Annotated in this window: 26 protein-coding genes; 19 read left to right on the forward strand and 7 right to left on the reverse strand. The window is 63.8% G+C overall.

The genetic code is table 11. From position 1 onward, the window contains the following. Positions 1–136: 136 nt before the first annotated feature. On the forward strand, positions 137–1,063 hold the full coding sequence (locus WDB71_RS08975) for a zinc metalloprotease (RefSeq protein ID WP_341501245.1): 927 nt from the start codon (positions 137–139) through the stop codon (positions 1,061–1,063). Between the two features lie 47 nt (positions 1,064–1,110). Here the strand turns inward: WDB71_RS08975 and WDB71_RS08980 are convergent, their stop codons facing one another. After that, complete coding sequence (locus tag WDB71_RS08980; RefSeq protein ID WP_341501246.1) at positions 1,111–1,725, reverse strand: MarR family winged helix-turn-helix transcriptional regulator; 615 nt, start codon at positions 1,723–1,725, stop codon at positions 1,111–1,113. A 69-nt stretch (positions 1,726–1,794) separates the two neighbouring features. On the opposite strand from WDB71_RS08980, the gene WDB71_RS08985 reads away from it, so the two are divergent. Further along, complete coding sequence (locus WDB71_RS08985) at positions 1,795–2,586, forward strand: hypothetical protein (protein ID WP_341501247.1); 792 nt, start codon at positions 1,795–1,797, stop codon at positions 2,584–2,586. Positions 2,587–2,682: 96 nt separating this feature from the next. Here WDB71_RS08985 and WDB71_RS08990 read toward each other — a convergent pair whose 3' ends face one another. Further along, positions 2,683–3,081, reverse strand: coding sequence for a hypothetical protein (locus WDB71_RS08990; protein ID WP_341501248.1), 399 nt, complete (start codon positions 3,079–3,081; stop codon positions 2,683–2,685). Positions 3,082–3,184: 103 nt separating this feature from the next. Between WDB71_RS08990 and WDB71_RS08995 the strand changes: the two genes are divergently transcribed. From WDB71_RS08995 to WDB71_RS09020, 6 genes are all read left to right on the forward strand, one after another. Beyond that, a complete protein-coding gene (locus WDB71_RS08995; RefSeq protein ID WP_341501249.1) occupies positions 3,185–4,195 on the forward strand; it encodes a phospholipase in 1,011 nt (336 codons plus the stop codon). Positions 4,196–4,198: 3 nt separating this feature from the next. Then, positions 4,199–5,218 carry a hypothetical protein gene (locus WDB71_RS09000; RefSeq protein WP_341501250.1) on the forward strand — a complete coding sequence of 340 codons (1,020 nt, stop codon included), beginning with the start codon at positions 4,199–4,201 and terminating at the stop codon, positions 5,216–5,218. After that, complete coding sequence (locus WDB71_RS09005; RefSeq protein WP_341501251.1) at positions 5,215–5,712, forward strand: hypothetical protein; 498 nt, start codon at positions 5,215–5,217, stop codon at positions 5,710–5,712. The genes WDB71_RS09000 and WDB71_RS09005 overlap by 4 nt, the downstream gene beginning before the upstream one ends. A gap of 129 nt (positions 5,713–5,841) precedes the next feature. Further along, positions 5,842–7,359: a methyl-accepting chemotaxis protein gene (locus tag WDB71_RS09010; RefSeq protein WP_341501252.1), complete on the forward strand. Its 1,518-nt coding sequence runs from the start codon at positions 5,842–5,844 to the stop codon at positions 7,357–7,359. A gap of 94 nt (positions 7,360–7,453) precedes the next feature. Further along, the gene (locus tag WDB71_RS09015; RefSeq protein ID WP_341501253.1) at positions 7,454–8,647 is read left to right on the forward strand and encodes a class I SAM-dependent methyltransferase; all 1,194 of its coding nucleotides are present in this window, start codon (positions 7,454–7,456) and stop codon (positions 8,645–8,647) included. Positions 8,648–8,778: 131 nt separating this feature from the next. Next, entirely contained in the window at positions 8,779–9,198 is a 420-nt protein-coding gene (locus tag WDB71_RS09020) for an Hsp20/alpha crystallin family protein (protein ID WP_341501254.1), read from the forward strand. Between the two features lie 59 nt (positions 9,199–9,257). On the opposite strand, the gene WDB71_RS09025 is transcribed toward WDB71_RS09020, so the two are convergent. Beyond that, positions 9,258–10,187, reverse strand: a complete 930-nt coding sequence (locus WDB71_RS09025; protein ID WP_341501255.1) for a LysR family transcriptional regulator — start codon at positions 10,185–10,187, stop codon at positions 9,258–9,260. Between the two features lie 106 nt (positions 10,188–10,293). Between WDB71_RS09025 and WDB71_RS09030 the strand changes: the two genes are divergently transcribed. The 6 genes from WDB71_RS09030 (at position 10,294) to WDB71_RS09055 (ending at position 15,105) form a co-directional block, all read left to right on the forward strand. After that, entirely contained in the window at positions 10,294–11,022 is a 729-nt protein-coding gene (locus WDB71_RS09030) for an SDR family oxidoreductase (RefSeq protein WP_341501256.1), read from the forward strand. Positions 11,023–11,326: 304 nt separating this feature from the next. Then, the gene (locus WDB71_RS09035; RefSeq protein WP_341501257.1) at positions 11,327–13,132 is read left to right on the forward strand and encodes a diguanylate cyclase; all 1,806 of its coding nucleotides are present in this window, start codon (positions 11,327–11,329) and stop codon (positions 13,130–13,132) included. A gap of 169 nt (positions 13,133–13,301) precedes the next feature. Beyond that, positions 13,302–13,535 carry a ribosomal protein L7/L12 gene (locus tag WDB71_RS09040; RefSeq protein WP_341501258.1) on the forward strand — a complete coding sequence of 78 codons (234 nt, stop codon included), beginning with the start codon at positions 13,302–13,304 and terminating at the stop codon, positions 13,533–13,535. A 19-nt stretch (positions 13,536–13,554) separates the two neighbouring features. Beyond that, positions 13,555–14,127, forward strand: coding sequence for a DUF6151 family protein (locus WDB71_RS09045; protein WP_341501259.1), 573 nt, complete (start codon positions 13,555–13,557; stop codon positions 14,125–14,127). A 1-nt stretch (position 14,128) separates the two neighbouring features. Beyond that, positions 14,129–14,689, forward strand: a complete 561-nt coding sequence (locus WDB71_RS09050) for a GNAT family N-acetyltransferase (RefSeq protein WP_341501260.1) — start codon at positions 14,129–14,131, stop codon at positions 14,687–14,689. Between the two features lie 47 nt (positions 14,690–14,736). Next, a complete protein-coding gene (locus tag WDB71_RS09055; RefSeq protein WP_341501261.1) occupies positions 14,737–15,105 on the forward strand; it encodes a DUF3703 domain-containing protein in 369 nt (122 codons plus the stop codon). A gap of 110 nt (positions 15,106–15,215) precedes the next feature. Here WDB71_RS09055 and WDB71_RS09060 read toward each other — a convergent pair whose 3' ends face one another. Beyond that, the gene (locus WDB71_RS09060; RefSeq protein WP_341501262.1) at positions 15,216–16,109 is read right to left on the reverse strand and encodes an aldo/keto reductase; all 894 of its coding nucleotides are present in this window, start codon (positions 16,107–16,109) and stop codon (positions 15,216–15,218) included. Between the two features lie 356 nt (positions 16,110–16,465). Here WDB71_RS09060 and WDB71_RS09065 point away from each other — a divergent pair, with 356 nt between their 5' ends. Next, positions 16,466–17,188 carry an SDR family NAD(P)-dependent oxidoreductase gene (locus WDB71_RS09065; protein ID WP_341501263.1) on the forward strand — a complete coding sequence of 241 codons (723 nt, stop codon included), beginning with the start codon at positions 16,466–16,468 and terminating at the stop codon, positions 17,186–17,188. A gap of 118 nt (positions 17,189–17,306) precedes the next feature. Beyond that, positions 17,307–17,693, forward strand: coding sequence for a hypothetical protein (locus WDB71_RS09070; RefSeq protein ID WP_341501264.1), 387 nt, complete (start codon positions 17,307–17,309; stop codon positions 17,691–17,693). 42 nt (positions 17,694–17,735) lie between these two features. On the opposite strand, the gene WDB71_RS09075 is transcribed toward WDB71_RS09070, so the two are convergent. Then, positions 17,736–18,458, reverse strand: a complete 723-nt coding sequence (locus tag WDB71_RS09075) for an FAD-dependent oxidoreductase (RefSeq protein ID WP_341501265.1) — start codon at positions 18,456–18,458, stop codon at positions 17,736–17,738. A 177-nt stretch (positions 18,459–18,635) separates the two neighbouring features. Here WDB71_RS09075 and WDB71_RS09080 point away from each other — a divergent pair, with 177 nt between their 5' ends. Next, positions 18,636–19,049 (forward strand): hypothetical protein, encoded by a 414-nt coding sequence (locus tag WDB71_RS09080; RefSeq protein ID WP_341501266.1) that lies wholly within the window; start codon positions 18,636–18,638, stop codon positions 19,047–19,049. Positions 19,050–19,244: 195 nt separating this feature from the next. Further along, positions 19,245–19,634, forward strand: coding sequence for a hypothetical protein (locus WDB71_RS09085; protein ID WP_341501267.1), 390 nt, complete (start codon positions 19,245–19,247; stop codon positions 19,632–19,634). 94 nt (positions 19,635–19,728) lie between these two features. Here the strand turns inward: WDB71_RS09085 and WDB71_RS09090 are convergent, their stop codons facing one another. Continuing rightward, entirely contained in the window at positions 19,729–20,391 is a 663-nt protein-coding gene (locus tag WDB71_RS09090) for an ankyrin repeat domain-containing protein (RefSeq protein ID WP_341501268.1), read from the reverse strand. A gap of 42 nt (positions 20,392–20,433) precedes the next feature. Next, positions 20,434–24,249 carry an ATP-dependent RNA helicase HrpA gene (gene hrpA / locus WDB71_RS09095; RefSeq protein ID WP_341504199.1) on the reverse strand — a complete coding sequence of 1,272 codons (3,816 nt, stop codon included), beginning with the start codon at positions 24,247–24,249 and terminating at the stop codon, positions 20,434–20,436. Between the two features lie 399 nt (positions 24,250–24,648). Here hrpA and WDB71_RS09100 point away from each other — a divergent pair, with 399 nt between their 5' ends. Then, positions 24,649–25,212: a hypothetical protein gene (locus WDB71_RS09100; protein WP_341501269.1), complete on the forward strand. Its 564-nt coding sequence runs from the start codon at positions 24,649–24,651 to the stop codon at positions 25,210–25,212. The last annotated feature ends 23 nt before the right edge of the window (positions 25,213–25,235 follow it).

Raw genomic sequence — 25,235 nt, forward strand, 5'->3', positions numbered from 1 at the left:
AGAACAAAAATCAGCCACTTGCCTATGGACTATTTGTTACGCGACTGTTAACACTATGGCTGCGGTGACGCCAGGGAGGCGTCAGGCGGTACGCGATAGGGAGCGCAACCACAACCAAACAAGGAGATGGTTTCCAATGAAACCCACCATCAAACTGGCCGCAGCAGCCATCATGCTGGCCATGGGCACCTCAGCCACGGCCGAGAGCCAGATCGACGTCGAACAGGACATCCACTTCCATAACGGCAAGGGCCAGATGGTCCGCGGCAAGCGCTGCGCGGCCCCCAAGGTAGACCGCGCCACCAAGGCCAAGGTCGACAAGCGCCTCAAGGCGTTCATGAAGGATCAGGGCGATTTGGGGCTGATGGAGCTGGGCTCCCTGGCCCAGCGTGATGTGCCGGTCTATTTCCACGTCGTCTACAAGGAAGGCAAGGTCCGCGGCAAGACGGTCCAGGAAGGCTGGGTCAGCGACCAGCAGATCCAGGATCAGATGGACGTGCTCAACGCCGCCTATGCCGGTACCGGCTTCTCCTTCTCCCTGGCCGGGGTGGAACGGGTCAACAACAGGCGCTGGTACGAGCGCTGCTACGGCGGTAGCGAGCGCGACATGAAGACCTCCCTGGCCGTTGATCCGGCCAGCACCCTCAACATCTACACCTGCAATCCCTCCCAGGGCATCCTTGGCTACGCCACCTTCCCCTGGATGTACGACGAGTCCGACCCCATGCACGGCGTGGTATTGCTGCACTCCTCCCTGCCCGGCGGCAGCGCGGCCCCCTACAACCTGGGGGACACCGGCACCCACGAGGTGGGCCACTACCTGGGCCTCTACCACACCTTCCAGGGCGGCTGTACGGCCCCGGGTGATGAAGTGGCAGACACCCCGGCGGAAAGCTCTCCGGCCTACGGCTGCCCCACCGGCCGTGACAGCTGCCCGGGCGGCGGCAGCGATCCCATCCAGAACTTCATGGATTACAGCGACGACGCCTGCATGAACCAGTTCACCAACGAACAGGGTTCCCGCATGCAGGCCATGATCGGCGCCTACAAGCCGAGCCTGTAACGAAAAAGGCCCCGCATTGCGGGGCCTTTTCTTTGCACGGCACAGGCTCAGGACGACGAGCCGGCACCTTCAGGGTATTGGTGCTCGCGACAGATCAATTCCACCTCCTCTTCCGACAAGGGCTCACCGGTCAAGCCACAGGCAAAGCGGCCATCCTCGAGGCGGCGATTGAAGCGGCAGCTCTTGCATTGGGCGAAGCTCTTCATGCCATTGGTGCGCTGCAGCGCCAGCAACAAGGTGGACAGATCGCCCAGCAATTGCTGCTGCAAGGGAGCCGCTAGCGCACTCATTGCCTGCTCGAGCTCAACCGGCGGTATGGCTCCATCGAGCAGCTCCCGCCCCGCTGGCGTCACCAGCAGGTGAACCACCCGCTTATCGTGCGCATCGGCACGCTTTTCTATCAAGCCCCGGGACTCCAGCACCTTCAAGCTTTGGGAGACCGTGCCCTTGGTCAACCCCAGGAAATCCGTCACGCCAAGGGGCGTGTTGGAGTACCTGTTACAGCGGCTCAGGTAATGGAGTGCATCTATTTGCACCGGCTGTAAACCGGTATCGCCGCGGCGGGCCTGGCTGCGTAGATGGCTCGCCAGACGTTCGAGCAGATTGTAAAGCGCTGTCGCATTCATGGCGCCAATGGTATCGAGTCGAAATTTATTTGACAAGGGCCAAAAACGCCTGCAGCCTAAAGTGGTGTCGACACGAAACAATATGACTTCCAAGGAGAACCAAAAATGACCTCTCGACGCGAAACCAACATCTGTTCCCTTACCGCCCTGCTCGCCGGCACCCTGCTCTCAACCGCCAGCCTGGCCCACAACGGGCATGAGGGGCACATCCTCAGCAAGCCGAACCAGGGGGTCGCCGCGCCTTTCGATTTGGTCCACACCAAGGTGGTAAGGGAGGGCGACCATCTGGTATTCCAGCAACAGGTCCGTTCCGACATCGGCAGCCTGAAGCCGACCGTCAACGGGCAGCTTGGGGGCAGCTCGGTGTTCAGCTATGTCTGGCCGACCAGCCTGGACAGCGCCGCCGTGGGCTTCGAGGAGGATCAGGGCATACTGGCCCTGGCGATGACCGCCCATCCGGATTTTGACGACACCCCCCTGGTCGATGAAAACGGGGATGGCGACAAGGGCAACGACGGCAACCTCTGGCACAGTCACTGGGTCGTGCTGGTACCTGACGAGAGCTGTGGCCCCGGCGCCCTCAAGGTCAGGGACATTCCCGACGGCACCAAGCCCAAGCTGCCCGACACCTGGCCGGGGTTGCCGATCCTGATTGACAGCCCCGACTATCGTCCCCAGCTCAACAACACCAAGGTGGAGATCCGCGTCCCCCTGGCGGCGGTCGGCTCGCCTGACACCTTCAACTACGACGGGGTCACCGCCGGCCTGAGGGTCAACGCCAATATCCACAACCCGCTGCTGTGCGTGGTGGATGTCATGGATATCGCCTCAGGCGATCTGTCCCTGCCGGGCAAGGTCAATCCGGGGCGCGCCAAGGCCCTGGCCGGATCGCGCTAAGGGCAGCCTCAAGGCCCGGATGGCCGAGCCGGTACGGACCGCCAGGGATGGCACCATCAAAAAAGGCCCCTCCCAGGGGCCTTCTTTAATTTCTAATCATTCCGACGGTAGCGTTTTAAGCGACCTCAGGAACAGGCCAAGTCCCCCCACCAGCAACACCAGTATCATGATCAGCTCAAAGGCGGTCATCCGTCTCAGGCTCATATTGACCGAGGTGATGATGCCAAAGCCCAGCATCACCAGGGCGGCGCCGGCCAGCAGCCAGCCCAGCCAGTTGCGGCTGTCGTAGAAGATGAGGCCGATGCCGAAGATGAAGGGCACCAGCACCATGCCCGTGGTCACCTTCATGCCACCCAGGCTGAAAAGGCCCATGCCCATGCCGAAATGACTGGTCACCACTATGGCGTTCAAGAACAGATAACCGCCGGCGATCAGCATCACCAAACCGATAAAGAACTGCCCCAGGCCGCCCTGGGTACCTCCTGCACCACGCATGCTAGCTCCTTCATATAACTGCCATTTTTTCGTCAATTGTAATGGCTAGCCTGTTCCCCGCCTAACAAAAACACACTTTCAGGCAAATTAAGGGAAGAGACCAATGAAATACGCACCGTTGACCATCGCCGGCCTTTGCCTGGCCGCCGGCCAGGCCCAGGCTTTCACCCAGGAAACCCACAAACGCATCGTCGAGGACGCCGTGGCCTACATGGCCGCCAACCCCACCACCACACAATATGCCGCCCTCAAGGACTATGCCGGCCGTGCCGGCCTGACCGTCGACCAGCTGGCCAGCCGCCTCGGCCAGGGTGCCTATGACGTGGATGACTTCCAGGACACCTTCCTGTGCGGCGCCATGACCGGCGACTGTGTCCACGCCCCCGTTTGGGGCAGCATGGACAGCATCGCCGCCTACACCTCCTACTGGCACTTCCAGAACCACAGCCAGGGCCCGGACATCCATGGCAACGACTTCGGCGGCTACAACTACGACAAGCTGACCGTCTGGGGCGACGTGGACAACCTGGCCGCCTCCTGGCTCAAGGGCGACCACCTGGATGACGGCCCCGGCGGCAAGGGCGGCTGGTTCGGTGACGACTCCGAATACGACAGCTACGGCATCACCGAGGCCAACTACCGCCAAGGCAGCCATTCCCAGTACAGCATGTATGAAGACTTCGAGACCATGCCCTTCCAGCCCATCGACAACCTGGGCCAGTACTGGTACGGCCGCTTCCTGCAAAGCGGCAGCGTCGACGCCCTCGGCTTCACCCTGCACAGCACCGATCTGCTGCAGCCCCACCACACCTGGACCACCTCGGCCCTGAACCATGCCGGCTGGGAATCCTGGGTGCGCGACTACTACGACGACGAAGGCCTCAACAACCCGTCCCTGGTCACCCAGGCCCTGGCCAGCTTCGACGCCATCCCCGCCGGCGAGGACGACATCCGTCCCCTGCTCACCCAGGGCGGCGCCCTGTCCTACAGCCAGGGCGGCCTGGTGCTGAATTCACAGGACCATAACGAGCGGGCCATGGTCGGGCGCATCGTGGTGCCCCACGCCATCGCCATGGTGGTACAGGTGCTCAACCACGCCATGCAGCGCCACTGAGCCATGACGACGCCTCTAACCATCCTGGGGAGAGCCCTGCTCCCCCTACTCCTGTCCCTGCCCCTGTGGGCCAAGGACTGCCCCGATGCCGTGCTGCTGGCCCGGCTGCAGGCACTGAGCGAGGTGACACCGGCCGAGCTCAGGGAACAACTGCGGGAAGACCGGCTGCTGGCCAGGCACGCCCGTAGCCGCTACGGCGCCGAACTCAAGGCGCCATCCCGGGTCGGCTACGGGCGCCAGGCGCGCATCGCCCTTGCCTGGCAGCAGCTGGTTGCCCCTATAGCCGATGCACCGCTCAAGGCGCGCCTGGCCAGGGCCAAGTTCGATGGCAGTACCCTGGGCCTGGACGACCACACCTGGACCGGGGAGCAACTGGCCCCCTACCTCAACTACCAGGGGCGGCTGGCCCTGGCCGAAAGGGATCAGGCTTTTTTGCAGCGCAGCCTCAGCAACCTGGCGGCCCTGGAGCTGACCCCCGAGGTGCTTGTTGAGGCCGGCTGGCCGAGCACTCGCATCCAGTGCTCCCGAGCCCTGGTGGCCAACCGCCTCGACCGGCAGTGGTTGCAGCAGCACCTCGGCCTTGGCGCCGATCCCCACCACGACAGCGACCACCTGCGCCGGCTGGCCGCCGCCGTGACCCGGGAGGAGATAGCCCACTACTACCAGGCGCACCGGGCCGACTTCCGCCAACTGGACGAGGTCGACGTCCACCTCTACCTGGGCGACAACAGGGACGATCTCAAGCCCCAGAGCAACGCCCCCGTCACCTTGAAACGGGCCGAGGCCCAGGGCGACGTGCTCAAGACATTGGCCTTCGTCACCCCGGCCGACGGCAAGTCGGCGGTGATCCGGCTGCCGGACGGCCGCTTCGGCCAGGCCGAGCTACTGGCACGGCGCTTCAAGACCCTGGCCGCGGATTCCGAGTCCGTGGCCTATGTGGCCCGCCAGGCCATTGCCCGGCAGAAGGCCAAGGCGCAGTTCCAGGCGCTGCTGGCCCGGCTCAAGCGGGAGGAGGTGCCGTGAAACGCCTCTTCCTGGGCCTGGCCCTGTTCGCCGCCATGCTGGCCTGGCGCTGGCCGGCAGCGCCGGCACCATCGCCGCCAGGAGAATCCCAGCGGCAGGCCCCGGCACCGGCGCTGTTGCCGGAGGCCGCAAGGCAGGCACCGCTGCAGGCGCGAGCTGTGCCGCCGGAAACAGGGGCGAGCACGCCTCTCCAGGCTCAAGTCCCCCTGGCCGATCCGGCCCGGCCGCCGCTGGCCAGGCGGCCCCCCGTCACGCGTCCCTCTTCCGAGGTGCTGGCCGACCCCGACACCTACCTCGAATGGGAGAACGACGCCCACCGGGCCCTGCTACGGGCCTTCGTGGCGGCGGCCCGCAAGCGTATCCCGGAGCTGGAAAGGCTCGTCGAGCGGGGCCGGGCCGAGGGCCTGCCACCTCAGACCCTCCAGGAAGGCATCGACAAGGTCGAGGCCCTGAAAAAAGTGCTGGCCGACACAGAGCGGCAACTGACGCCTTGAACCAGGCATGGTTCTTGCCTAACGTTGTCACCCCCTTGTGAATGCCATGGAAAACGGTCTCAAGTGCCCAGGGAACAGGTCGATAAGGGGCAACAAGCCAAGAACAATGACTTTTGAGGACCGCCTTCCATGCGTGAAGTGAAGTTCCGTTGGGTAGACCGCTATCTCATCCACATGACCTTGCAGGAAAAGCAAATGCTGCTGTTCTTCCTGCCCCTGCTGGTGATCCTGGCCTTCGTGGCCATCATGGTCAGTCAGGTACACCAGGCCGGCATCGACGGCCAGATCCGCGCCGGCCAGGCCAGGGTGGAAGCCGCCGCCGGCGCCCTCAGCCAGGTGGAGCCGGCCCAGGCGCCCACGGTGCTCAAGGCCATGGCCCCGGAACTGCAGCTCTACGACAACGGCAACCAGGCGGTCAACGGCCTGGGCGGCGACCTGCAGGGCCGCCTGCGCCAGCTCAAGGGCGAGGATCTGCTCGTCGACGGCGACATGGCCTACATCGGCCATGCCGTGGCCGGCAAGGACTGGTACCTGGGCCTGTCACTGGATCTGTCCAAGGCCGGTGGCAATGTCTGGGAGGAGCTGCAGAGCTGGCTTATCATCATGGCCGTGGCCGTCTTGCTGATGGCCATGACCACCTACTATGTGGCCACCTTCATCGGCGGCGCCCTCTACTCCAACGTCCAGGCCATCAACAGGGTCGCCGACGGCGATCTCACCTTCCGCCTCAACTTCTTCCGGGTCCGGGATGAGTTCTCCATCCTGGCCATCGCCATCGACAAGCTGGCCGAGCGCCAGCAGAACCTGGTCACCCTGATCAGCGACACCGCTAACGCCCTGGGCCAGTCCGCCGACAGCTTCCGCACCCATGCCGGCAACGCCGAGGGCCTGGCCCAGGCCCAGCGTCAGCATCTTGACTCCCTGGCCACGGCCATGGAGGAGATGAGCGCCGCCGTCAAGGAAGTGGCGCAGAACGCCGAGCACGCCTCCGCCGAGACCCAGCTGGCCTCCGACGAGTCCAACAAGGGCGCCCAGAACATCCAGGAGACCATCAACGCCATCGAGACCCTGTCCCAGGAGATCTTCGAGGCCTCCTCGGCCATGGCCAAGGTCAACGACAACGCCAGGCGCATCGACGAGGTGGTCACCACCATCAACGCCATCTCCGAGCAGACCAACCTGCTGGCCCTGAACGCCGCCATCGAAGCGGCCCGGGCCGGCGAGCAGGGCCGCGGCTTCGCGGTGGTGGCCGACGAGGTCCGCTCCCTGGCCGCCCGCACCCAGCAGGCCACGGTGGAGATCCAGGGCATGATCGAGGAGCTGCAGAGCGGCACCAATGAGGTCACCCAGATCATGGACAAGACCGTGGCCCAGGCCGAACAGGGCGGCGCCCTGGTGGCCCAGGCCGGCCAGGATCTGGACACCATCACCAGGCACTCCGAGCGGGTGTTCTCCATGATGGCGCAGATCGCCGCCAGCGCCGAACAGCAAAGCTCGGTGGCGGACGAAATCGCCCACAACATCACCGACGTGCGCCAGCAGTCCCTGGAAGTGGAACACGCCGCAGTGGAAAACGCCGCCGGCACCGAGGAGCTGCTGGAAACCGCCAAGAAGCTCAAGGACATCCTCCAGGGCCTGAAGATCTAAGGCCCTGCCCCGAAAAGGCCGCTTGCCGCGGCCTTTTTTATTGCCCCGGCAGCGACTACAATCCCCTCCCCCAACACAAACAGCCGGTAGCCCCATGCCCCGCAACGCCCTTGTCCTGGCCGAAGGCCGCGAAAAATCCCTGAAGCGCCACCATCCCTGGATCTTTTCCAAGGCCGTGCATCACCTCAAGGGCAAGCCCAAGGCCGGTGACACCGTCGAGATCTACGGCAAGGACGGCACCTGGCTGGCCCGGGGCGCCTACAGCCCCGAGTCGCAGATCCGCGCCCGCGTCTGGACCTTCGACAAGGACGAGCAAATCGACGCCGCCTTCTTCGAGCGCCGCATCCGCGCCGCTAACCAGAGCCGCCAGGCCCTGGTGCAGCGCCAGGGCCTGACCGGCTACCGGGTGGTGGCGGCCGAATCCGACGGCCTGCCCGGCATCACCATCGACCGTTACGCCGACGTGCTGGTCTGCCAGCTGCTGTCCACCGGTGCCGAGCGCTGGCGCGACGCCATAGTCCAGGCCCTGCAGGCACAATTCCCGGGCTGCACCATCTACGAGCGCTCCGACGTGGAGGTACGCCGCAAGGAAGGCCTGGAGCCGGTGATGGGGCCACTGCAGGGCGAAGCGCCCAGTGAACCCGTGGTCATCGAGGAGAACGGCATCAGGCTGCTGGTGGACGTGCCCGGCGGCCACAAGACCGGCTACTACCTGGATCAGCGTGACAACCGCGCCGCGGTGATGCCCCATGTCAAGGACAAGGCCGTGCTGAACTGCTTCTCCTATACGGGGGGCTTCGGCGTCTATGCCCTCAAGGGCGGCGCCGCCCGGGTCACCCAGGTGGACGTGTCCGGCCCGGCCCTGGCGCTGGCCCGCCAGAACCTGGAGCTGAACGGCCTGGATCTCGCCAGGGCCGAGTTCGTCCAGGAAGACGTCTTCGCCCTGCTACGCCGCTACCAGGAAGAGGGCCGCCGGTTCGACGTGGTGGTGCTGGATCCGCCCAAGTTCGTCGATTCCAAGGCCAACCTCAAGTCCGGCTGCCGCGGCTACAAGGACATCAACCTCCAGGCCATGAAGCTGGTGCGCCCGGGCGGCACCCTGCTGACCTTCTCCTGCTCCGGACTGATGGACATGAACCTGTTCCAGAAGATCGTCGCCGACGCGGCCCTGGACGCCGGCCGCAACGCCCGCATCACCCAGTGGCTGACCCAGGCCCCGGATCACCCGGTGCACACCGCCTACCCCGAAGGCCTCTACCTCAAGGGCCTGGTGCTGCAGATAGACTGAGTTGCTGACAAGAAAGGGCCACTGGCCCTTTTTTGTTTTCCCGGACCGGCCCCAGACTCGGTTTGCCGGTTGAAAAATGACCAATCGCCGCCATATTTCTCCTTGGGTACACAGCAACGGAGGAATTCACCATGATCCCGGCACGTTGGAACCCCTTCAAAGAGTTTGACGATCTGCTCAGCAGCTATGTGCAGCGCCATCCCCTGGCCCGCCTGGGCGGTGAGGACGCCACCTGGCTGCCGGCGGTGGACATCGACGAGGACGACAATGCCTTCCATCTTGCCATGGAGATCCCCGGCATGGACAAGGACAACGTCAAGGTGCGGATCCAGAACGGCATGCTGGAGATCAGCGGCGAACGCCAGGTGGAAACCAAGGGCGAGAAGCACCGCCAGGAACGCTTCTACGGCAGCTTCAGCCGCAGCTTCAGCCTGCCGGACAATGTGGACCAGCAGGGCATCAGCGCCCGTTTCGACAATGGCGTGCTGCATCTGGCCCTGCCCAAGCGCGCCGCGGCCGAGCCGGACAGCCACGAGATCGCCATCGACTGATCGGCCTTTGGCCCGACGCAATACCGAGGGGAGCGGGGCCACCCTGCTCCCCGCTCTTTTTAGCTGCTCCCTGCGCGCCCTTGGGCCGGCTCCAGGGCCGGCGGCAAGGCTTCCACCAGGAACGCCCATACTGCCTGGGCGGCCCGGCTGCGCCTGCCGAGACAGACCAGGCTGATGGGACTGACCTCCGGATGCCGCCAGTCGCCAAGGATTGCCACCAGCTCCCCCGACGCCAGCTGGTTACGCAGCAGCAGGGGGTCGGCCATGATCACCCCCAGGCCGGCGCAGGCCATGTCCACCAGGGCCCGGCTGTTGTCGGTGGTGATGACGGGCTTGACGTCCAGGGTAAAGGTGGTGCCGTCCGCCCCTTGAAACGGCCAGTGGCACAAGCCGCTGCCTGCGGCCTTGAACACCAGGCAGTCGTGGTCGGCCAGCTGCTGCGGGCTTTGTGGCCTGCCGCGCGATGCCAGGTAGGCAGGCGAAGCGAACCAGCCCCAATGCTTGCTGCCCACCCTTCGTGCGATCAGGTTTGAGTCCGGCAAGGCGCCTATCCGCAGCGCGATGTCGACCTGCTCCGCCAGCAGGTCCACCGTCCTGTCTTCGAAACCGATGTCCAGCTCGACGTCCGGGTACAGGCGGCGCAGCTCCTGCAGCAGGGGCAGGATATACGCCTGGCCCAACAGCACGCTGGTGCTGAGCTTGACCTTGCCGCTCACCGTCGCCTGCATGCGTTCCATCACCCCTGCCAACTGTTCCAGCACCCCGGCCAGGGCGCCGCTGCCGTCCAGCAGCTGCTGGCCCACCTCGGTGACCTGGACACTGCGGGTAGAGCGCCTGAGCAGCGGCTGGCCGACCGCCTCTTCCAGTTGCCGGACCTTCTTGCTGACCGAGGAACGCGGCAGCTCCAGGGCGGTTGCGGCCCCCTGGAAACTGCCGCGCTCGGCAACCAGGCGAAAGACATGCAGCAGGGGCAGGTGGTTGAAATGCATCTTCAATACCAGTTTCCATTTAGGAACCAATTGATTAGCACATTGCTACCTAATTGGAAACCAAGGCTTTTGTTATGTTGGCACTCCCACGACAAGGAGAGCCAAGATGAAACAACAAAGCCTACTGATCACCGGCGCCACCTCGGGCATAGGCCTTGCCCTGGCAAGGCAATTCAGCTCGGCCGGCCACCAGGTGATCATCACCGGGCGCGACGGCGCCAAGCTTGAAGGCGTCGCCCATGAGCTGGGCTGCCGTACCTTCCTGGCCGACAGCGCCGATCTGGCTCAGTTGCAACGCATGGCCGAGACCCTGGCCGGTGAAGGCGTTCGCCTCGATGGCCTGGTGCTGAACGCCGGCGTCTTCCATCCTCGCCATTTCACCGACCTCAGCGAGGCGGATTTCGACCTCACCATGGCTATCAACGCCAAAGGCCCGCTCTTTACGCTCCAGGCGCTGCTGCCATGCCTTGCCAATCCGTCCAGCGTGGTGTTCGTTTCCAGCATCGCCGTCGACAGGGGCTTTGCCGGTTGCTCCGTCTACGCCGCCAGCAAGGCCGCCGCCGAAGCCTATATCCGGGTCGCCAACATGGAGCTGGCCGAGCGCGGCATTCGCATCAACTCGGTGCGCCCGGGCGTCACCGCCACCGAAATACAGGGCAAGGCGGGCCTGAGCGAGGCTCGGCAGGCCGAACTCTTTGCCAGCTTGACCACAACGCCCATCGGCCGCGTGCTGACCCCGGATGACCAGCTCGGCGCCATCGCCTTTTTGCTGTCGGACGCCTCCCTGGCCATGCGCAATGCGATCATCGAGGTGGACGGCGGCTACCTGCTGTAGCGCCCCGGCCAGGCCGGCTCCCTTTCCCGGGGAGGCGGCCCGGCCACAGCGTTACCCTGAGAGCCATGTTTCGGGCAGTGCCGGCCCCAATGCTGGCCGGCACGCCGGTCACGAGCTATTTTGGAAGGGATGTCGGGCGGCAAGGATAAAGGTACTCGGCTTCACGGGATAATCTTTATGGCCTGCATCCCGGACCCAAAAGAAAATAGGGATTACAATATCAGCATTTGAAAACGGCCCTTAAGCCAGAACTGCAATAGCTTTGCTGTAGGGACTGAGCAAGCCCGGGGATAAATCAATCAAAATGCAGATATCACCAGCCAATAACGGCTCCCAGCCAGGGCTGTTGACAGGAAAAAACCTGACGGACACCCGGCGCCGAAGCAGCCCCCTTTTCCCGGGCATACCCAATGGCTTCCGTACCCTTTGCCAGGCACTGCTGGCCGTAGCCTTACTCTGCCTTTTCCCTGTTGCCGTCAGCGCCAGCGGCAGCACCATGGAGCTGAACAGCGAGCATCGGCTGGTTGCCGATCACAACCTGTGGTACCCCCTGGAGCCCTCCCTGCTCCAGGGCGATTTGGCGCAATTGAAAAGCCATGTAGCGGCCACTGAGCCGGTCAAGGGCAGCATCATTGGTCGCGCCGGTGCCTTTATCACCCACCTTGAGCTTGCCAGCGGCAGCAGCCAAACCTGGTTTGTGATCCCCAGCGCCAATTTCATCGATAGCGCCGTGGCCTATTGGCAGCCCGAAGGCAAGCCGGCCATCAAGCTGGCCCGTCTCTCGCAATTGGGCCTTTCATACACGCCGAGGATAATGCACGCACGGGCATTACCCCTGCCCATGGCACAAGATCAGCGGGGCACACTTTGGCTCGCCATCTCAGCGAAACATTTCCCGACCCCCGTATCTATCAGCCTTTATTCGCACCAGGCCTTCAGCAAGCATCAGCTCCTTAGCAATTATGTGACGGGGGCATCCATAGTCGTCATGCTGACCCTCGCCTTCCTGGCGTTGACCATCTACATGCGAACGGCGGAGCCTCTTACGCTGACCTGTGCCGGCTATGTCGGTTTGCATGGTATCGGCTGGGCCGCAGCCGCCGGTGTCCTCAATGACCTGCTGCAGCCAAGCCAGCTGAACCTCACCTATGCCGGCATGTACCTCTTTCCTTTTGCCATTGCCTGCGCCAGCCTGTTCACCAAAGCGCTGTTCAATTGCCAGGAGAAATTCCCGCGCCTGGGTAAACGCCTCGGCACACTGGCCAAGGCCGTGACGGCCTTGGGTATTGTCATGCTCTGGCTTCCCTTTCAGATCACCTTTTACCTCTCCCACCTCATAGCCGCCTTGTGGGTTGGCTTGAGCATCTGGATAGGCATTACCATGCTGTCCAACCAGGATTTCAGGGCCAAGTATTATCTGTTCGGGAACCTCTGCTACAGCCTGTCGCTGCTCTACTACGTCATCTCACATTCACTGACAGCCCCTGGCCTGCCATACCCCGAGCTGACGGTCGTTGCTGCTCTTACCATTGATTGCATCTGTATTCTGTTGTCATTGTCGGAGTGGATAAAAATAAAGCAGAACGGCTTCAACCGCATGTTTTACGAGGCAAGGATAGATCCGCTCACCAAGGTGGGAAACCGGCTGTTCATGAACGAAAAACTGTCGTTACTCTGTGGCCACCACATCATCGCCTTCATCGATTTTGACGGCATGAAAAACATCAACGACACCATGGGCCACGATGCCGGAGACAGGTTCTTGTCACAGGCCGCGGCCTTGATGCGGGAACGTGTCGCCAAGACAGGCGAAGTGTTCAGGACAGGCGGCGATGAATTTGTCTGGCTGATACAGGCCGCCGACCGGGAGGAACTGGTGTCTTTGGTCGGCCAATTGGATAAGACCGTCTCCGAGCTTGAAGCCAGCATCAGAAAAAGCTGGCCAGATGCCGGCATCAGCTTTGGCCTTGCCAGCAGCCTGGACTGCAAGAGCACCTCTGAATGCTTGAGAATGGCCGACCGGGCAATGTATCAACACAAGAAGAGCAAGAAGAAAACCCGCCACCAGGCACCACTGAAAAACAAATGGGATAAGGTGGAAATCAATTAGCACCGTCATAAACATCCACCAAACCGGGCAATGCACTCCCGCTCCCCTGCCCTCGCCAGCGCCGGCCGGGCAAGGGAAACAGCCAATGTATTTGCAAACAAATACAACATGATGGCACCTTGTTGAAAATGTGGCCGTCTGGCGAGGAACAATGGAAACCAAGTTCGAAATGGAAGCCGAAGTGGTGCGGGCAATCAAAAGCGGCCGGAAGGTCGAGGCCATCAAGACCCTGCGCAGGCTGAGGGGAATAGGCCTGAAGGAGGCCAAGGAGTTGGTGGAGCTTTATGCCCGGCAAAACAACCTGCAAAGTACCTTGAGCCAGAACACCAGCCAGGACGGCCCGATCAGTCTGGTGATCATCATCGGCGTTATCGCCTTTTTCGTGCTCATGTTCGCTTATTAATCGGGACGCGGGAGTTCAGATGGAATCTGTGAGGCTGCAATGCCGCTGCGGCACCGTCCGCGGCGTGATCCAGCACATCAAGCCAGGCCAGGGCAACCGGCTGGTCTGCTATTGCCAGGATTGCCGGGCCTTTGCCAGCAAGCTCGATGCCGGTGATGATGCGCTCAACGCCCTTGGCGGCACCGAGATCCTGCAGGTGCCGCCCGCCGCCATCGCCATTGGCCAGGGACATGAACACCTTGCCTGCCTGCGCCTGAGCGACAAGGGGCTCTATCGCTGGTACGCCGCCTGCTGCAACACCCCCATCGGCAACACCGTCGGCGCCCGCCTTCCCTTCGTCGGCATCCTCTCTGCCTTTCTCGCCCCGGGACAGGACGTCGACGCGACGCTCGGCCCCGTGCTGGGCGCCGTGCATGTCCGCCATGCCCTGGGCAGAGTGCCGGACGAGGCCAGGGGGCCCTACTCCCACCGTCGCCTGGTGCTGAGGATCCTCGCCAAGCTGCTGGTGTGGAAACTGGCCGGCAAGGGCCGCCCCAATCCCTTCTTCGATGACCAGGGCCGTCCCGTGGCGCAGCCCGAGGTGGTGTCCTGACATGAGTCCCTTCCCTGAGCTGGCAACCCCCCGCCTGAGATTGACCAGGCTGACGGCGGACGATGCGGCGGGCGTTTTTGCCTTGTTTTCGGACCCTGCCGTGGTCGCCTATTACGATCTCGAGGCCTTCACCGACCCCGCCCAGGCCGGCGAACTCATCGCCTTTTTCAATGCCCGTTTCGACGACGGTGCCGGCATCCGCTGGGCCATTCGCCGCAAGGACGACGAGCGCCTGCTCGGCACCTGCGGCTTTAATTCCTGGAGCCCGAGGATGAAGCACGCCGTGATCGGCTACGATCTGGCGTCCCACGCCTGGGGACAGGGCTACGGCAGCGAGGCCGTCCGCGGCATCGTCCGGGCGGCCTTCGCCGGCCTGCTGCCCTGCGGCGAACTCAACCGGATCCAGGCCGATACGGTTCCCGGCAACGTCGCCTCGGAACGGCTGCTCAAGAACATCGGCTTCCAGGAGGAAGGGCTCAGGCGCCAGTGCGGTTACTGGAAGAACGCCTTCCACGACCTCAAGTGCTTCGGCCTGCTGCGCAGTGACTTTTCGCAGGCCTGAGCATGACGGCCATCCACAGCCGCAACACCTGTCAGGGAGAACAATCCATGCAATCCAATTTCACACGCCGTATCCGTCCCTTCGTCGAGGTGGAGCTGGCCCAAGCCGCCGAGGCCAGGGCAGCAGGTGACCCCAGGGGCGAATTCAGCCACCTGGAGCGGGCCCATGTGCTCGGCCAGGCGTCCACCTACTGGCACACCAGGGTCCATGTGCTGATGCTGGGCTGGGCCATGCGCCAGGGCGTCATGAAAGAGTTCCTCGGCCAACTGCTGCGCATTGCTGGCGCCGCCAGCAAGACCGCACTGGGGCTGGTGCCCCGCGGTAACACCGGCGGTGCCAACGTCAGCCCGTTTCAGGTCATGCCCATAGAGCCGGCCCTGGCCGCCCAGATAGACAAGGCCAAATCAGGGAGCTGAGCTGTTTTCCAAGGCAACGGCCGTAAAGAGCCTGGTGCTGAGGGGGATAGCCCTGAAGGAAGGATGGCTGCCGATGTGGTCAATGCACACAGCCATGGCCAGCCAAAGGGTTAAGGCACCGCATGGCCCTTGGAAGCCTGCCAGATGCGATACCATTGTTCCCTTGTCATGGTAAGGTGCTGCGCCGCAACGGCAGCGTGTATCCGCTCTATTTTACCCGTGCCCAGCACAATGGACGGCCTGCTCGGATGCTGGTTTAACCATGCATAGACAACCTGATCTAGGCCCCGCGCGCCGATTTCTTCCCCTATTTCACTTAATGCCTGGCGCAGCCGGTGAGCTTTGGCGTCGCCTTGGTTGAAAAGACGTCCGCCGGCCAGGGGCGACCAAAGCATGGGGTGAATGCCCAGTTGCTGGCACTGATCCAGGGTGCCGTCATCAAGCGCTTTCATTTCGTACGGTGAGCATTCAATCTGGTTGGTGATCAGCGGAAAGTCGAGGCGTGACTGCAACAAGGAAAACTGAGCAGGGGTAAAATTGGAAACGCCAAACGCCAGTACATCGCCATTGCGCCTGAGGGTATTGAACGCTTCCGCCACTTCGTCTGCATCCATCAGATAATCGGGCCTGTGGATCAACAGCACATCCAGCCTGTCCGTGGCCAGGTTTTTGAGCGACTGTTGGGCCGAGGCGATAATATGCGCCCGGCTTGAATTATAGTGATTGACCTGCCCAGGTACGGCGCGCACGCCTTGCTGCAAGACAATGCCACATTTGGTGATAAGCGTCAGCTGCTCGCGCAGCTCCGGCGCCTGTTTCAGCGCTTCGCCAAAACGTGCTTCGCAGGTATGGCCGCCGTATATGTCGGCATGATCCACGGCCGTTACCCCGGCCTCGATGCACTGCGCTATAAAATTTGCGCATTCCAAAGAGCCCAGGCCCCAGTCGTTTAAGCGCCAAAATCCGGCCACTAGCTTGTCGATTGCTCTGCTCTTTCCAGCCATTGTCTTTATCGATAACGTCGTGCAAATCGCACGACAATAACAGAAGTCGCTGGCAAACAGCCGGCGTTAGGGCATAAAAAGCCCCCGACCATAAAGGGCGAGTGGCGTTGGGTGCAGGGCGGCACCGAGATAATGCAGGTACCGCCCCGCCATTGACCCGGAATATGAGCACCTCGCCTGCCTGCGCCTGAGCGACAAGGTCAAGTCGGGAAGCTGAACTCGGCCAGCTTGAAAGAATGACCTAACCCCTTGTTACATTAAAGATTTATGATGTCGCTGCCGGGGCCGGCCGTGCTAGGCTGGCCTGTGATTTGCGCTCGCGTAGCGCCCGCTTCCCCATCAAGGACGTACTTATCATGGACATTTCAGGAAAGAACATCTTCATCACCGGCGGTGTCGGCGGCATCGGCTGGGCACTGACCAAGGCGCTCTGCCGGCACCGGGCCGCCAAGGTCTATGTCACTTACCTTCACGACAGGGAGCTGGATCTGGAGCCCATCGCCACCGCTACCGAGATAGTGCCGGTGAATCTGGACGTGACGGACCAGGAGCAGGTGGCCGCCGCGGCCCGCCAATGCGCCGATGCCGACATCGTCGTCAACAACGCCGGCGTGGAGTTCGCCAGGTCCTTCAGCGACGCCGATACCCTCAAGGCGGCAGAGCTTGAAATGAAGGTCAACTTCCACGGCACCCATTATGTATCCCAGCACTTCCTGCCCCAGCTCAAGCAAAAGCCCGAGGCCATGCTGATCAATGTGCTGTCCATCGGCAGCTTCGTGCTGGTCAACAAGCTCGGCACCTACTGCGCCTCCAAGGCCGCCGCCCACTTCCTGACCAAGGGTCTCAGGCTGGACTGCCGGGACAGCAAGGTCACCGTCATGGGGGTCTACCCCGGCTATGTGGATACCGCCATGACCGAGCGACTGGATGTGGCCAAGGCGACGCCGGATACCATTGCCGCCGCCATGTGCGAAGGCATCTTGGCGGGCCGCGAAGTGGTGTTCCCCGACGCCATGGCGGACGAACTCAAGGATCAGCTGCCCTGGGACAACGCCATCTTCGAGACCCTGACCGCCTAGCCGAGCTTAGCGGCCTGCCTACCGGAGCAGCCTGGCGCAGCCATCTACCCACTTAGGGGAATGGTGCCGGCCGGCTGCTTTCCTACAATGGCCTAAACCCATCAGGTAGAGCATCGCCATGATCAGCCAATTCAACGATCTGCTCGGCTACGCCAAGGAGCAACCGGATCCACAGCGCCTGCTGCTGCTGTTCGCCAAGGCCGAGCAGAGCAACAAGAGCAAGAAGAACGCCCGCGGCACCCTGACCCCGACCATGTGTGTCGACAAGCTGCCGGAGGAAATCGCCGATTTCGATTCCCTGTGCCGTGAAGCAGACGGGATCTCCAGGGATTGGGACTTCATCTTCATCGCCAGCCTGGCCGGGGCCATGGGCAGGGCACCGAGCCCGGAAGACGCCGAGCCCTACCTCAACAAGATGACCAACGATTTGATGACCGGCCAGAACATCGCCCAATATGTGATTTTCGACCGCCAGCAGAATCCCATAGCGATGCATGCCAATTAGGGTCGTTTGCAGCAAAAAGCCGGCAAGTCGCCGGCTTTTGTCTTAATAACCAGCGAACTCCTCCAGCCGGATCCGCGCCTCGTCGACGCCCGCCCCGATCAGCATGGCCAGCATGGCACCGACCATGGCCGGCGGCCCGTCGATGTAATAGCACGGCGCTTGCAGATCATCCAGATGGCGCCTGAGCATGGCCTCGTCCACATGGCCCCGCTCCCCCTGCCAGTCCAAAGCGGACTTTTCCATCTGGGTCATGGTGGCCACCAGGGTGCAGCGGGGATACTGGCTGCAGCTCTGGCTGAGCTCCTCAAGAAAGGGGGCATCCTCGGGCCTGCGGTTGGCAAAGAACACCGTCAGCACCGGCCCGGCCCTGTCGTGAACCGCCTGGCGCACCATGCTGCGCACCGGGGTGACGCCGATACCGCCCGTGATCAGCACCACGGGCGTGTCGGCCTTGCCGGGCAGGGTAAAGTCGCCATAGGGGCCCCGCAGCTCCAGCTCGGCCCCCGGCTTCAGCCCGCGCAGCACCCGCTTGAAGGCACTGTCCCTGAGCCGGGTGGCGAAGACCAGCTCCTCCTCATAGGGGGCGCTGGCCAGGGAGAAGATGCGGTGGTTGCCCTCCTGATCGGTCTCGGGCGGCTCGACGAGATCCAGCCGGGCACACTGGCCGGCCTTGAAGGCAAAGCCCGGCGGTTTGTCGAAATGCAGGGCCAGGGTGTCCTGGGCTATGGTTTCACAGCGCTTGAGTGTCAGGGATTGGGCGGGCATGGCGGCTCTTGGGTTCGGGGCGGTCTTACAAGTGTGGCATAGCTCTGGCAATGGGGTAGCGGGCCGGGCCCGCCCTTGACAATGGGCCTGGCTGTCCTGTCTAAATGGTCTGGCAAACAAGGAGTTAGTTATATGAAGATCACCGCCGCGCCGGCGCCAGGCGCAGGATGGGCCTAGATGCCGACCAGAAGCGGAGCCCAGTCGCCAACCCGGGTAGCCAACGGCCACAACCTCGTCACCCTGCTGGGGCTGCTGGCAGGTCTTGCCCTGTGGCTGTTTGGCGCAGTGCAACTGGGCCGGGCCATGGACCAGGGCGCCCTTGGCCTGTTGCTGTTGGCGCAGCCGGCCTGGCTGGTGGCGATGGTGGCCGCCCTGAAGGGCTGGACCACTTGGCGGCTGCACCGCTTCCGTTGCCCAACATGCCGGGCAGCCATCCCACCCATGGCCCCCGAGCCCCGGCAGCCGGGTGCACCGCTGACCCGGTTCTGCCGGCACTGCCATGTCCGCTGGCAGCTGGGCAGCCAGCCCGGCCGTTCACGGCTGGTGGACGGCGGCTTCGACGGCATGGACGCCGATGGTGGCGGTGACTAGCTCCCCGGGCGGGCTCCGGCCTTGCTCCACTCAACAGCAACAGCTTGCCGGATCCCGAATGCCTGACTAGGCTGGATCTCGGTCAAGGAAGACTGCACCCCAGTGTCACCTTCCCCAGGCCCCTTCTCTGCCGGCCATACGGCCCGGCGCCATCCACATACCCCGGTGAACCGGTTTCACCGCTGGAGGTTGAAGATGAAAGTGACCCCCCTTTTGGTTACCACTACCGCACTGTTGCTCTCGGCCGCCACCACGGCCGCCACCTATACGGTCAGCCCGGATGAAGACAGTTGCTGGGATCCGCCCAACTGGTGCGTTGAGGCCCAAGCAAATTGGAGCGAGCACACCCAGGGCAAGCTGGTGGTGACCTACACCAACGTCTGCCAGCACCGGGTATACCTGCGCAAGTGCAACGCCAGGAAGGACGGCACCGAGGATTGCGGTGCCGGCGGCCTCAGCGGTGGGCGCAGCACCAAATGGTCCACCACCAATGCCTCGGGCGAATACAACTACAATTTCGTCGGCGTGCTCAACGGCAGCAAGGATTGGGTCTGCACCGGCAAGGTCCCCAACTGGCGGGATTGAAAGCGAAAGGCGGGGCAACCCGCCTTTTTCATTTAAGAGGGACCACGCCATCACGGCGAACCCTGTCTGGCCGGCAGCCTTGGCGCCCCAGGGACTAGAGGCGACCGCGGATAAGCGTCGCCAGCTCGGCAAAGCCGGCGGCGTCGGCCAGATCCGAGGGGCGCTTGCCGTCGGCGGCCTCGACATCCAGGGCGCCGGCGGCCAGCAGGTGCTCGCAGCTCTCCCTGTCCCCCCTGCGGGCAATGGCGTGGAGGGCGGTGAAACCGCCGGCCTGGACGGCGTTGATGTCGGCATCGGCGCCGATCAACAGGCCGATGCAGGCCAGGCGCTGGGCATGATCCCAGTGGGCGGCGGCGCTGTGGATGGGCCTGACCCTGGACGGGTTGCTGGCCTCGATGTCCACGTCGGCGCCCTTGAGGACAAGATGCTGGGCGGCCTGGGCGTGGCCGAAGAACACCGCCAGATGCAGCGGCGCAAAGCCATCCACCGCCAGCAGATCCACCAGCTCGCCGGCACTGCCCAGCAGCTCGTCGATGCGGGTCAAATCGCCCAGGGCCGCCGCCTCCCAGATGTCCGGCTCGCAGTGGCGGCGCAGGTAAGGCAACAGGCTGTCGTGACGATGGTAGAGGGCCAGCATCAGCGGGCTGAGCCCCTCTGTGGTGCGACAGGCGCTGAGGCCGGCCTCGGCGTCCAGCAGCCGGTGTACCTGGACCTCGTTGCCCTCGCGGATCGCATCAAAAAAGGCAGCCTTATCCATCACTTATCCCCCGTTTGACCTTCCTAGACAGTATGGCAGGGATCAGCTCTCGCGCGCCTTTTCCTCCAGGAAATTGAGGATCCGCTTGTCGGAGATGGGATAGGGGGTGCCGAGCTGCTGGGCAAAGTAGCTGACCCTGAGCTCCTCCAGCATCCATTTGGCCTCGGCCAGCCAGGGCGCCTTGGCGCCCAGCTTGTTGCCGAGCTCGCTGATGCGCTCGGCCACCTTGTCCAGCTTGAGCTGGTGCAGGCGATCCCGGTTGGGATCCACCGCCAGCTTCTCCAGGCGCTTTTGCACCGCCTCCAGGTAGCGCTCCACGTCCGCCAGGCGCTTCTCGCCGGTGCGGGTGACAAAGCCCTTGTAGACGAGGCCGGCCAGCTGCGCCTTGATGTCGGCCTGGGCCTTGACCAGCTCCAGGCTGGTCTTGCCCTTGAGCTTCTTCTGGATGCCCTGGTGGGCCACCAGGATCCGCTCCACCCGCTCGGCAATGTTCAGAACGCGGTCGTTGAGTTCGGCCCTGACCGCGTCGCGCAGCTTGTCGAACTCGGCCTCGCTCCAGGCCAGGCCGCCGCTGTCGCAGACGATGGCGTCCACGGCGGCGCCGATGCAGTCGTCGATGAGCTCGCCCACCTTGCCGAAGGGGTTGAAGTACAGGCCCAGCTTGGCCTTGTTGGGCAGGCTGTCCTGCAGGTGCTTGATGGGCGACGGCACGTTCAGCAGCAGCAGGCGGCGCAGGCCCCTGGCCATGGCGTCCTGCTGGGCCTGGGGCGAGTCAAAGAGGCGCACGGCGACGCTGTCCTTCTCGTCCACCAGGGCCGGATAGGCGCGCACCTCCAGGCCCTGGCGGCGCTCGCTGAACACCTGCGGCAGGCTGCCCAGGGACCAGGCGGTGATGCCCTGTTGCTCAATGCCGGGGCTGGCGGCCTGGGACAGGGTCTCCTTGACCTTGCCCTGGAGCTGGTCCTTGAGAGCGTCCAGGCAGCGCCCCGAGGCCAGCACCTTGCCCTTGTCGTCCAGCACCGCGAAGCGCATCCGCAGGTGCGGCGCCAGGGCCACCTGCTCCCAGCTGTCCACCTCGGTGCGGGTGCCTGTTATCTTGCGCAGCTCGTCGCTGAGGGCGTCGACCAGGCGGCCCTTGCCCACCTCCATGCGCGCCAGGGCGGCGTCGGCATAGTTGGGGGCCGGCACGAAATGACGGCGCAGCGGCTTGGGCAGGCCCTTGATCAGCGCCATCACCAGCTCCCGGCGCAGGCCGGGCACCTGCCAGTCAAAACCGCTGTTTTCTATCTGGTTCAGGGCCGCCAGGGGGATCTGCACCGTCACCCCGTCCTGGTCGCTGCCCGGCTCGAAGCAGTACGCCAGGGGCAGGTGCAGGTTGCCCTGCTGCCAGGTATCCGGGAAGTCGTTCTCGGTGACGTGATCGGTGCTCTGGGCCAGCAGATCCTGCTCGGTGAACTGCAGGGCCTGCTTCTCGGCCTCGCCGGCCTGCCTGAACCATTTGTCGAAACTGGTGCCGTCCACCACCTGGGCCGGGATGCGCTCGTCGTAGAGGGCGATGAGGCGGTCGTCGTCGATAAGGATGTCGCGGCGCCTGGACTTGTCCTCCAGCTCCTCGAGGCGGGCGATCAGCGCCAGGTTGTCCTTATAGAAGCGGTGCCGGCACTGCCAGTTGCCTTCGGCCAGGGCCTCGCGCAGGAAGATGGCGCGGCTCTCGACTGGGTTGATGGGGCCGTAGTTGACCTTGCGCCTGGGCACGATCACCAGGCCGTACAGGGTCACCTGCTCGTAGGCCACCACCTGGGCCCGTTTCTTCTCCCAGTGGGGCTCTGAATAGCTGCGCGAGACCAGTTCGCCGGCCAGGGGCTCCACCCAGTCCGGCTCGATGCGGGCGGCGGTGCGGCCGAATAGCCGCGAGGTTTCCACCAGCTCCGACACCATGACCCACTTGGGCTTCTTGCTGATCAGGTTGCCGGGGAACAGCAGGAAGCGGCTCTGGCGGGCGCCCAGGTATTCCCGCTCCTTGTCCTTGAAGCCGATATGGGACAGGTGCCCGGCCAGCAGCGCCCGGTGCACGGCGTTGTAGTCGGCCGGCTGCTGGCCCAGCTGGTAGCCCAGCTCTTCGCAGGCATCCTTGAGCTGCTCCACCAGATCCTGCCATTCGCGCATGCGGTTGTAGTTGAGGAAGTCCGCCTTGCACAGCTTGCGCCACTGGCTGCGGCTGAGCTCGGCCTGCTGCGCCTCGGCATAGGCCCAGAGGTTCAGCAGCGCCATGAAGTCGGAATCCGGGTGGGCGAAGCGCTTGTGGGCCTCGTCGGCGGCCTGCTGGGATTCCAGGGGCCGCTCCCGGGGATCCTGGATGGCCAGGGCCGCCACTATCACCAGCAGCTCCTTCAGGGCCGCCTGGCGGTGGCCCTCGATGAGGCAGCGTCCCAGGCGCGGATCTATGGGCAGGCGCGACAGCTCCCGGCCCACCTGGGTGAGCCTGCGGTTGTTGTCGATGGCGCCCAGCTCCTCCAGCAGCTTGAGGCCGTCGCGGATGAACCTGTTGTCCGGGGCCTGCACGAAGGGGAAGGCTTCGATGTCGCCCAGGTTCATGGCCAGCATCTGCAGGATGACGGCGCCCAGGTTGGTGCGCAGGATCTCCGGGTCGGTGAACTGGGGCCGGCTCTCGAAGTCCTCCTCGCTGTAGAGGCGGATGCAGACACCGGCCTCCAGGCGGCCGCAGCGGCCCTTGCGCTGGTTGGCGCTGGCCTGGGAGATGGGCTCTATGGGCAGGCGCTGCACCTTGGTGCGGTAGCTGTAGCGGCTGATCCGGGCCGTGCCCGGGTCTATGACGTACTTGATGCCCGGCACCGTCAGTGAGGTTTCGGCGACATTGGTGGCCAGCACGATGCGCCGGCCCCTGTGGGGGGCGAAGATGCGGTGCTGCTCCGCCGCCGACAGCCGGGCGAACAGCGGCAGGATCTCGGTGTTGCGGAGCTTGCGCTTGGCCAGGGCATCGGCGGTGTCGCGAATTTCCCGCTCGCCGTTCATGAAGATGAGGATGTCCCCCGGCCCTTCCCGGCCCAGCTCGTCGACGGCGTCGAAGATGGCCTGGAGCTGATCCTTCTCTTCTTCCTCGGCGGTGATGGGCCGATAGCGCACCTCCACCGGATAGGTACGGCCGGACACCTCCAGCATGGGGGCATCGTTGAAATGCCTGGAGAAACGCGCCGGATCTATGGTGGCCGAGGTGATGATCAGCTTGAGATCCGGGCGCTTGGCCAGGATGGTCTTGAGGTAGCCGAGCAGGAAGTCGATGTTGAGGCTGCGCTCGTGGGCCTCGTCGATGATGATGGTGTCGTAGCGGCGCAGCAGCCTGTCTTTTTGGATCTCCGCCAGCAGGATACCGTCGGTCATCAACTTGACGGCGGTGTCCTCGTTGGTGTGATCGGTGAAGCGCACCTGGTAGCCCACCAGGGTGCCCAGCTCGACCCTCAGCTCCTCGGCCAAACGGTCGGCCACGGCCCGGGCCGCCAGGCGCCGCGGCTGGGTGTGGCCGATGAGGCCGTTGATGCCCCGGCCCAGCTCCAGGCAGATCTTGGGCAGCTGGGTGGTCTTGCCGGAGCCGGTTTCGCCGGCGATGATCACCACCTGGTGCTCGGCAATGGCCTTCTTGATGTCGTCCCGGGCCGCCACCACCGGCAGCTCGGCCGGGTAGTCCAGGTGCAGTTGGCGAGCCTTTCGCCTGGCCAGGCGGGCGATGGAGGCCTCCACGGCCTTCCCGACCTGGGCCAGCACCTTCTGCTGCTTCTTGGGATCGGCTATCTTGGCGACGCCTTCGATACGGCGCCTGAGCAGGTTGCGCTCCGATCCCATCACATCATTGAGTTTGGCGAGAAGGTCCTGGGGGCTGGCCATGGTTTACCTGGGGTCACTGACGAAAGTCCAGGATCCTAAAGGATTGGCCCCCATAAAAAAAGCGGCCCGGCCACCGCAACGACCTAGGAAGAAAGGGCTATTTGCGATGCTTGCCCCATGGTCTGATGAGCACGCAATCCAAGCCGATCTGCCGACATCCTTGGGGTCGGTGACGGAAAAACCGGCCATCGCCGCTCAAAAACAACCAGCACTCTCTGTTAACCCCTCTTTACAAAGCCGCTGCAACAGGTCTTGCTAGGTCTCGGGTCATGCCCTTCTGGGCTGCGGTTGGCCTTGGGCAGTTTCAGCACTGCCCGTGGCAGTACAAGCAAAACCCACATAATCAAGGAGAGATCCATGAGACCAATTCGACAAGGCCTGGTCCTACTGGCCGCGATAACGGCCCTGGCAGGATGCGAGAAGCTGGACGGCAAGGTGACCGCCGGCGGCACCCTCAATTCCCTGGGCGGCAACGGCAAGGCGGTCTTTACCGTCAACGCCCAGCGCTGCAACGGCAAGCCGGTCAAGGGCCACGCCAATTTCCAGGACAAGACCGCCATTGACTGGCAGGCCCAGGGCGGGGTCAGCTTCAACGCCCGGGTCACCGATGCCGGCCTGTGCGGCGACGACATCCCCCTGGACGACGGCATCCCGGTCTGCGATCTGGACTGCGGCCCAGGCCAGTACCAGGTGGACTTCGACTACCGCTCCACCAACCCGGCCCTGCCCGGCGAGGGCAGCGGCATCGTCTGCCTGATGGATACCGGCGAAGGCGTCAACCGCAGCTACGACACCCACGGCATCATCAACCTGCTCCGCATCGACTCGGGTCCCTTCTCGGGCTACGCCAACATGGGCAGCATGAGCGGCAACGTCCAGGCCCATGACTGCCCCGCCGCCGACGAAGACGGCAACAGCTGACCGCCCCAATCAAGGAAGGTGAC

The sequence above is a fragment of the Gallaecimonas sp. GXIMD4217 genome (assembly GCF_038087665.1).
GTDB lineage: Bacteria > Pseudomonadota > Gammaproteobacteria > Enterobacterales > Gallaecimonadaceae > Gallaecimonas.

What these genes read in the sequence shown, in the direction of transcription:
- WDB71_RS09065 (WP_341501263.1), top strand. Translation starts at nt 16,466, where the DNA reads ATGGACATTTCAGGAAAGAACATCTTCATCACCGGCGGTGTCGGCGGC.
- WDB71_RS09055 (WP_341501261.1), top strand. Translation starts at nt 14,737, where the DNA reads ATGCAATCCAATTTCACACGCCGTATCCGTCCCTTCGTCGAGGTGGAG.
- WDB71_RS09025 (WP_341501255.1), bottom strand. Translation starts at nt 10,187, where the DNA reads ATGCATTTCAACCACCTGCCCCTGCTGCATGTCTTTCGCCTGGTTGCC.
- WDB71_RS08995 (WP_341501249.1), top strand. Translation starts at nt 3,185, where the DNA reads ATGAAATACGCACCGTTGACCATCGCCGGCCTTTGCCTGGCCGCCGGC.
- WDB71_RS08990 (WP_341501248.1), bottom strand. Translation starts at nt 3,081, where the DNA reads ATGCGTGGTGCAGGAGGTACCCAGGGCGGCCTGGGGCAGTTCTTTATC.
- WDB71_RS09085 (WP_341501267.1), top strand. Translation starts at nt 19,245, where the DNA reads ATGAAAGTGACCCCCCTTTTGGTTACCACTACCGCACTGTTGCTCTCG.
- hrpA (WP_341504199.1), bottom strand. Translation starts at nt 24,249, where the DNA reads ATGGGATCGGAGCGCAACCTGCTCAGGCGCCGTATCGAAGGCGTCGCC.
- WDB71_RS09040 (WP_341501258.1), top strand. Translation starts at nt 13,302, where the DNA reads ATGGAAGCCGAAGTGGTGCGGGCAATCAAAAGCGGCCGGAAGGTCGAG.
- WDB71_RS09015 (WP_341501253.1), top strand. Translation starts at nt 7,454, where the DNA reads ATGCCCCGCAACGCCCTTGTCCTGGCCGAAGGCCGCGAAAAATCCCTG.
- WDB71_RS08985 (WP_341501247.1), top strand. Translation starts at nt 1,795, where the DNA reads ATGACCTCTCGACGCGAAACCAACATCTGTTCCCTTACCGCCCTGCTC.
- WDB71_RS09080 (WP_341501266.1), top strand. Translation starts at nt 18,636, where the DNA reads ATGCCGACCAGAAGCGGAGCCCAGTCGCCAACCCGGGTAGCCAACGGC.
- WDB71_RS09070 (WP_341501264.1), top strand. Translation starts at nt 17,307, where the DNA reads ATGATCAGCCAATTCAACGATCTGCTCGGCTACGCCAAGGAGCAACCG.
- WDB71_RS08975 (WP_341501245.1), top strand. Translation starts at nt 137, where the DNA reads ATGAAACCCACCATCAAACTGGCCGCAGCAGCCATCATGCTGGCCATG.
- WDB71_RS09050 (WP_341501260.1), top strand. Translation starts at nt 14,129, where the DNA reads ATGAGTCCCTTCCCTGAGCTGGCAACCCCCCGCCTGAGATTGACCAGG.
- WDB71_RS09075 (WP_341501265.1), bottom strand. Translation starts at nt 18,458, where the DNA reads ATGCCCGCCCAATCCCTGACACTCAAGCGCTGTGAAACCATAGCCCAG.
- WDB71_RS09020 (WP_341501254.1), top strand. Translation starts at nt 8,779, where the DNA reads ATGATCCCGGCACGTTGGAACCCCTTCAAAGAGTTTGACGATCTGCTC.
- WDB71_RS09010 (WP_341501252.1), top strand. Translation starts at nt 5,842, where the DNA reads ATGCGTGAAGTGAAGTTCCGTTGGGTAGACCGCTATCTCATCCACATG.
- WDB71_RS09060 (WP_341501262.1), bottom strand. Translation starts at nt 16,109, where the DNA reads ATGGCTGGAAAGAGCAGAGCAATCGACAAGCTAGTGGCCGGATTTTGG.
- WDB71_RS09100 (WP_341501269.1), top strand. Translation starts at nt 24,649, where the DNA reads ATGAGACCAATTCGACAAGGCCTGGTCCTACTGGCCGCGATAACGGCC.
- WDB71_RS09045 (WP_341501259.1), top strand. Translation starts at nt 13,555, where the DNA reads ATGGAATCTGTGAGGCTGCAATGCCGCTGCGGCACCGTCCGCGGCGTG.
- WDB71_RS09000 (WP_341501250.1), top strand. Translation starts at nt 4,199, where the DNA reads ATGACGACGCCTCTAACCATCCTGGGGAGAGCCCTGCTCCCCCTACTC.
- WDB71_RS09090 (WP_341501268.1), bottom strand. Translation starts at nt 20,391, where the DNA reads ATGGATAAGGCTGCCTTTTTTGATGCGATCCGCGAGGGCAACGAGGTC.
- WDB71_RS09035 (WP_341501257.1), top strand. Translation starts at nt 11,327, where the DNA reads ATGCAGATATCACCAGCCAATAACGGCTCCCAGCCAGGGCTGTTGACA.
- WDB71_RS09030 (WP_341501256.1), top strand. Translation starts at nt 10,294, where the DNA reads ATGAAACAACAAAGCCTACTGATCACCGGCGCCACCTCGGGCATAGGC.